At 65.8% G+C, this 6368-nt stretch carries 5 protein-coding genes; 1 reads left to right on the forward strand and 4 read right to left on the reverse strand.

The features are described 5' to 3' along the window. Positions 1-16 precede the first annotated feature (16 nt). The 4 genes from coaBC to ABIB38_RS22020 form a co-directional block, all read right to left on the reverse strand. Positions 17-1237 (reverse strand): bifunctional phosphopantothenoylcysteine decarboxylase/phosphopantothenate--cysteine ligase CoaBC, encoded by a 1221-nt coding sequence (gene coaBC / locus ABIB38_RS22005; protein ID WP_429206830.1) that lies wholly within the window; start codon positions 1235-1237, stop codon positions 17-19. Positions 1238-1254: 17 nt separating this feature from the next. Then, a complete protein-coding gene (lspA, locus tag ABIB38_RS22010) occupies positions 1255-1797 on the reverse strand; it encodes a signal peptidase II (protein WP_429206831.1) in 543 nt (180 codons plus the stop codon). 81 nt (positions 1798-1878) lie between these two features. Beyond that, on the reverse strand, positions 1879-4776 hold the full coding sequence (gene ileS / locus ABIB38_RS22015; RefSeq protein ID WP_429206832.1) for an isoleucine--tRNA ligase: 2898 nt from the start codon (positions 4774-4776) through the stop codon (positions 1879-1881). A gap of 99 nt (positions 4777-4875) precedes the next feature. After that, complete coding sequence (locus tag ABIB38_RS22020) at positions 4876-5847, reverse strand: bifunctional riboflavin kinase/FAD synthetase (protein WP_429206833.1); 972 nt, start codon at positions 5845-5847, stop codon at positions 4876-4878. 204 nt (positions 5848-6051) lie between these two features. On the opposite strand from ABIB38_RS22020, the gene ABIB38_RS22025 reads away from it, so the two are divergent. Next, on the forward strand, positions 6052-6368 hold a 317-nt coding region (locus tag ABIB38_RS22025), incomplete at its 3' end, for a transposase (RefSeq protein WP_429206834.1).

The following is a 6368-nucleotide window of genomic DNA, read 5'->3' on the forward strand; positions in this document are numbered from 1 at the left end:
GCTTGTCGTCGATGATTCAGGTGAGCAGCGAGCGTTGTTCGATGCGCTTGGCGATTTCGGACACCAGCTGGCGCGCCAGGGTCAGCTTGTCGGCCCGCTCGAGCACCGTCTGGCCGCTCTCGTCGAACAGGATCACGGTATTGTCATCCTGCCCGAAAGTCTGGTGGCCGATATTGCCCACCAACAGGGGAATGCCCTTCTTTTCGCGCTTGGCGGCGCCGTACCGTTCCAGCTGCTCGGATTCGGCCGCGAAGCCGACGCAGTAGGGCCAGCCGGACAACGACACCGTGCCGGCCACCGCGGCCAGGATGTCGGCGTTCTGCGTGAATTCCAGTTGCGGCGGCGCGCCGTCCGCCGTCTTCTTGATCTTCTGGTCGCTGGCATTTGCCACGCGCCAGTCGGCCACCGCCGCCACGCCGATGAACACGTGCTGGCCTTCCACGCCCGCCATCACGGCGTCGTGCATCTGTTGCGCGGTCAGCACGTCGATGCGGCGCACGCCGTGCGGCGTGGGGAGCGACACCGGGCCCGAGACCAGAGTCACTTCGGCGCCGGCTTCGCGCGCCGCGCGCGCCAGCGCATAGCCCATCTTGCCCGACGACAGATTGGTGATGCCGCGCACCGGATCGATCGGCTCGAACGTGGGGCCGGCCGTGATCAGGACGCGCCGTCCGGCCAGCACCTTGTGCTGGAACGAGGCGATCAGTTCTTCGACCAGTTCGTCGGCTTCGAGCATGCGGCCCAGGCCCGTCTCGCCGCAGGCCTGCGATCCGCAGCCGGGACCGAACAGGCCAATGCCGTCTTCGACCAGCCGGGCGACGTTGCGCTGGGTGGCCGGGTTTTCCCACATCTCGACGTTCATCGCCGGCGCCACGTGCAGCGGCACGTGGCGCGGCCGCGCCAGGCACAGCGTCGACAGCAGGTCGTCGGCCGCGCCGTGCGCGAGCTTGCGCATGAAGTCGGCCGAGCAGGGCGCGATCAGGATCGCATCGACGTTGCGGGTCAGGTCGATGTGGGCCATGTTGTTGGCCATGCGCGCGTCCCACTGGTCCAGGTAGACCGGCTGGCCCGAGAGGGCCTGCATGGTGACCGCGCCGATAAAGTGCGTGGCGGCGTCGGTCATGACCACCTGCACGCTGGCGCCCTGCTTGACCAGGGCGCGGCACAGCTCGGCCGCCTTGTAGCAGGCCACGCCGCCGGTCAGGCCGAGGACGATGCGCTTGCCTTTCAGCTCCATGTTCAAGCTCCTTGCGCTCAAGACTTGTTAACCCGGCGCAGCTCGTCGAGGACGAACAGGACGGCGCCTACCGAGATGCCGATGTCGGCGATGTTAAAGGCCGGGAAGTGACCGATGCCGGCCCAGTAGAAATCGAGGAAGTCGATCACGTGGCCGTGCACCACGCGGTCGATGCCGTTGCCGATCGCGCCGGCCATGATCAGGGCCAGGGCAAAGCAGAACAGGCGCTGGCTCGAATTCTTCGACATCATGTAGATGCAGAACACCACGGCGGCGATCGCGATTCCCAGGAACAGCCAGCGCTGCCAGCCGCCGGCGTCGCCCAGGAAGCTGAACGCCGCGCCCGGGTTGTACACCTTGATCAGGTTGAAGAAGCTCGTGATCGGCAGCGTCTCGGCATAGGCGAAGGTGCGTTCGACGGTGATCTTGGTGACCTGGTCGAGCAGGACGATGATCAGGGACAGGCCGATCCAGGGGAACAGGCTGGCGGTACTGCCGCGGGTGACGAGGGATGGACTCGACTTCGGGCCTGCTGCGAGGGGTTTCTTTTTGGTTGCCATGGTGTGTGGTGTCGGTGCGCGCCATGCCGCCCGGGATGGCGGCATGGCGGAAAACCCGCGGGTCGCTCGACCCGCGGGAGCTTAGGCGTAGCGGCGCTTTTCGCCGGCGCCGAACAGGTTGCTGGTGCAGCGGCCGCACAGCGTCGGATGCGCATGGTCGTGGCCGACGTCGCGGCGGTAATGCCAGCAGCGCTCGCATTTCTCTGCGCTCGATGGCGCCACTTCCACGGCTTCGTCGGCGTCGTTTGTCACTTCGCCGACGCTCGCCTGCGAGGTGATGAAGACGAACTTCAGGTCGTCGTCCAGGCTGGCCAGCACGCGGTACTTCTCGCCCGCGGCCTTGATCGCCAGTTCCGCCTGCAGCGAGGAACCGATGGCGCCCGAGGTGCGCACTTCCTCGAGCTGCTTGGTGACGTCGGTACGGACCTGGCGCAGCAGCGCATACTTGGCCAGCAACGCCTCGGCGTCAGGCAGTTCCGGGAAGGTCCACAGCGTCTGGGTGAAGATGGTCTCGTCGCTGTCGGCATACCCCTGCTGGCCGGCGAACACGGCCCAGGCTTCCTCGGCGGTGAACGACAGGATCGGCGCCATCACGCGCAGCAGCGAATGGGCGATATGCCACAGCGCGGTCTGCGCCGAGCGGCGCGCCGTCGATTCCACGCCCGTGGTGTACAGGCGGTCCTTCAGGATGTCGAGGTAGAAGCCGCCCAGGTCTTCCGAGCAGTAGTTCTGCAGGCGCGAGACGACCGGGTGGAACTCGTAGCGCTCGAAGTGGCCTGCGATGTCGTTCTGCAGTTGCGCCATCGAGGCGATCGCATAGCGGTCGATCTCGAGCAGTTCAGGCATCGGCACCGCGTGCTTGGCCGGGTCGAAGTCCGAGGTGTTGGCCAGCAGGAAGCGCAGCGTGTTGCGGATGCGGCGGTACGATTCGGTCACGCGCTTGAGGATCTCTTCGCCGATCGACAATTCGCCCGTGTAGTCGGTCGAGGCCACCCACAGGCGCAGGATGTCGGCGCCGAGGGTATCCGAGATCTTTTGCGGCGCCATCGTGTTGCCGAGCGACTTGGACATCTTCTTGCCGTTCTCGTCGACGGTGAAGCCGTGGGTCAGCAGCGCCTTGTAGGGCGGGGTCCCGTTGAGCATCGACGAGGTCAGGAGCGACGAGTGGAACCAGCCGCGGTGCTGGTCCGAGCCTTCCAGGTACAGGTCGGCCGGGAAGCGCGACTGCGCCTTGTGCGAGCCGCGCAGCACCGTCTGGTGGGTGCTGCCCGAATCGAACCAGACGTCCAGCGTGTCCTTGTTCTTTTCATAGGTCGCGGCGTCCTCGCCCAGCAGGGTGGCCGGGTCGAGCTCGTGCCAGGCGTCGATGCCGCCCGCTTCGATCAGCTTGGCGACCTGTTCCAGCAGTTCCGGCGTGCGGGGGTGCAGCGCGCCGGTTTCCTTGTGCACGAAGAAGGCCATCGGCACGCCCCACTGGCGCTGGCGCGACAGGGTCCAGTCCGGACGGTTCTCGATCATGCCGTGCAGGCGCGCCTGGCCCCAGTCCGGGAAGAACTGCGTCTTCTCGATGCCGGCCAGCGCGCTCTGGCGCAGGGTCGGGCCGCCGTCCTTCGGCGTGACGTCCATGCCGGCGAACCACTGGTTGGTGGCGCGATAGACGATCGGGGTTTTATGGCGCCAGCAGTGCATGTAGCTGTGATCGAACATCTTCAGTTCGAACAGGGCGCCTGCGCCCGTCAGCGCGGCGCAGATCGGTTTGCTCGCTTCCCAGATGGTCATGCCGCCGAACAGCGGCAGGGTCGCCGCGAAGCGGCCGTCGCCCATCACCGGCTTGAGCATCTCGTCGTCCTTCATGCCGTGCGCCTTGCACGACTGGAAGTCTTCCAGGCCGTAGGCCGGGGCCGAGTGGACCACGCCGGTGCCGCTGTCGACGGTCACGTAGTCGGCCAGGTAGACCGGCGAGGTGCGATCGTAGAACGGATCCTGGGCGTGCAGCGGGTGCTTGAAGCGGATCCCTTCGAGGCTGGCGCCGACCGTGGTGGCGATGACGGTGCCTTCCAGCTTGTAGCGGGCCAGCACCGTCTCGACCAGTTCCGAACCCAGGATCAGCAGTTGCGGCTGACCGTCACGCTCGACCCGCACCAGCGAATAGTTCACTTCCGGGCCCACGTTCAGGGCCTGGTTCGACGGGATGGTCCACGGGGTCGTGGTCCAGATCACGATGAAGCCGTTCTCGACCGGGAGTTTATCCAGGCCGAAGGCGGCGGCGATCTTGTCGTGTTCGTGGAACGGGAAGCCGACGTCGATCGCCGGATCGCGCTTGTCCTGGTATTCGACTTCGGCCTCGGCCAGCGCCGAACCGCAGTCGAAGCACCAGTTGACCGGCTTGAGGCCCCGGTACACATAGCCTTTTTCCAGCAGGATGCCGAGCGCGCGCAGCTCGTCGGCTTCATTGCTGTAGGCCATGGTCATGTATGGGTTGTCCCATTCGCCCAGCACGCCCAGGCGGATGAAGCCTGCGCGCTGGCGGTCGATCTGCTCGAGCGCATAGGCGCGCGCCTTGTGCAGCACTTCGGCGGTCGGCAGGTTCTTGCCGTACAGTTTTTCGATCTGGATCTCGATCGGCATGCCGTGGCAATCCCAGCCCGGCACGTAGGGCGCGTCGAAGCCGGCGATGGTGCGCGACTTGATCACCATGTCCTTCAGGATCTTGTTGACGGCGTGGCCCAGGTGGATGTCGCCGTTGGCGTACGGCGGACCGTCGTGCAGGATGAACGTCGGACGGCCGGCGGCGGCCTTGCGCACGCGCTCGTAGATTTTTTTATCCTGCCATTGCTTGACCCAGCCCGGCTCGCGCTTGGCGAGGTCGCCGCGCATCGGGAATGGGGTGTCGGTCATATTGACCGGGTATTTGCTCTCAGGCTTTTTCTGGCCCTTGGTTGCCTGGGACTGGCCGTTGTTCTGTTTGGTATCGGACATAAGCTTCTTCTGGTAAGTATTCGGTGTGCACGGCGCAAGCTGCCGCGGCAGAGTCTGGTGAGGCGCTTCCAACGAGCCGGCGCGGCTCGGGAAGCGCGCTCAAATTCGGTCGGTCGCCGTCAGCGCGCTGTTGCGGTGGGCGAAGAAGGCGCGCGCCTGGGCCGCGTCGTTGTCGATCGCGGCGGTGAGCGTGGCCAGGTCGTCGTATTTCTCTTCGTCGCGCAGCTTGGCCAGGAATTCCACGCGCACCAGCTTGCCGTAGCATGGCTGGTCATAGTCGAACACATGGACTTCAAGCAGCATACGGCCGGCATCTTCGACAGTCGGACGCACGCCCAGGCTGGCCACGGCCGGCAGCGGCGCGTCGGCCAGGCCGTGCACCTGCACGACGAAGATCCCGGACAGGGCGGGACGGTGCGCCACCCGCAGGTTCATGGTCGGAAAGCCGAGCGTGCGGCCGAGCTTTTGGCCATGGATCACGTGGCCCGACATCGCATACGGATGGCCGAGCAGCTCCCTGGTACGCAGAAAATCGCCTTCCAGCAGGGCGGCGCGCACGGCGGAGGACGAGATGCGCTGGTCGCCGTGCATGACGGCGCCCAGGGTGTGGACGTCGAAACCGAACTCGCGGCCGGCCTCGGCCAGCATCGCGATATCGCCCTGGCGCCTGGCGCCGAAGCGGAAATCGTCGCCGACCATCAGCCACTTGACGTGCAGGCCGTCGACCAGCACGCGTTCGACGAAGTCGCGCGGCGACATGGCGGCGAACTGTTCGTTGAAATGCTCGACGATCACGCGGTCGATGCCGGCCTGGTCGAGATCTTCGAGCTTGTCGCGCAGGTTGGCGATGCGGGCCGGGGCCCGCGACAGGTCGCCGGACTTGCGGGCGAAGTATTCGCGTGGATGGGGTTCGAACGTCATCACGGCCGCTTCCAGGCCGAGCCCGGCGGCGGCGCTGCGCACGTGGGCCAGCAGGGCCTGGTGGCCGCGATGGACGCCGTCGAAATTGCCGATCGTGAGCGCGCAGGGCGCGCGCGCCCTGTCGTTGGGAAGTCCGCGAAATACCTTCATCAAATCTGGGTCCGGTTGCACGCCGCGCGACAATGGAGCGGCGCGAAAACCCTGATTATATACGGTAACTGCGCGGTAACCCGTAGGGTCGGCGGCTCTGCCGCCGACGCGGTGATTGTTAAGGAAGCGCTGATTTAATCGTCGACCGATCCCGGCTGGCGTGCGAGCTGGCACAATGACGTCTTCGATTCCTGCTGAGCCGCCATGAAGCAAACCACGTTCTCCGACGCCGAGTTCACCAACAAAAAGAAGCAGACCCGACGTGATCGGTTCCTGGCCGAGATCGAGGCTGTGACGCCTTGGCCAGCACTGGTCGCTGCGCTGTTGCCGTACTACCCGAAGGGCGACGGACGCGGCCGGCCGCCAGTCGGCCTGGAGCGAATGCTGCGCATGTACATCGCGCAGCAATGCTTCGGCCTGTCGGAGGAAGGCATCGAGGATGCGATCTACGATAGCCAGGCCATTCGCGGCTTTGTCGGCATCGACCTGACGCACGAGTCGGCACCGGACGCGACGACGCT

Origin of the sequence: Massilia sp. UYP11 (assembly GCF_050434805.1) — a bacterium.
In the GTDB taxonomy this organism is placed as follows: Bacteria; Pseudomonadota; Gammaproteobacteria; order Burkholderiales; family Burkholderiaceae_D; genus Telluria.

What these genes read in the sequence shown, in the direction of transcription:
- coaBC (WP_429206830.1), bottom strand. Translation starts at nt 1,237, where the DNA reads ATGGAGCTGAAAGGCAAGCGCATCGTCCTCGGCCTGACCGGCGGCGTG.
- lspA (WP_429206831.1), bottom strand. Translation starts at nt 1,797, where the DNA reads ATGGCAACCAAAAAGAAACCCCTCGCAGCAGGCCCGAAGTCGAGTCCA.
- ileS (WP_429206832.1), bottom strand. Translation starts at nt 4,776, where the DNA reads ATGTCCGATACCAAACAGAACAACGGCCAGTCCCAGGCAACCAAGGGC.
- ABIB38_RS22020 (WP_429206833.1), bottom strand. Translation starts at nt 5,847, where the DNA reads ATGAAGGTATTTCGCGGACTTCCCAACGACAGGGCGCGCGCGCCCTGC.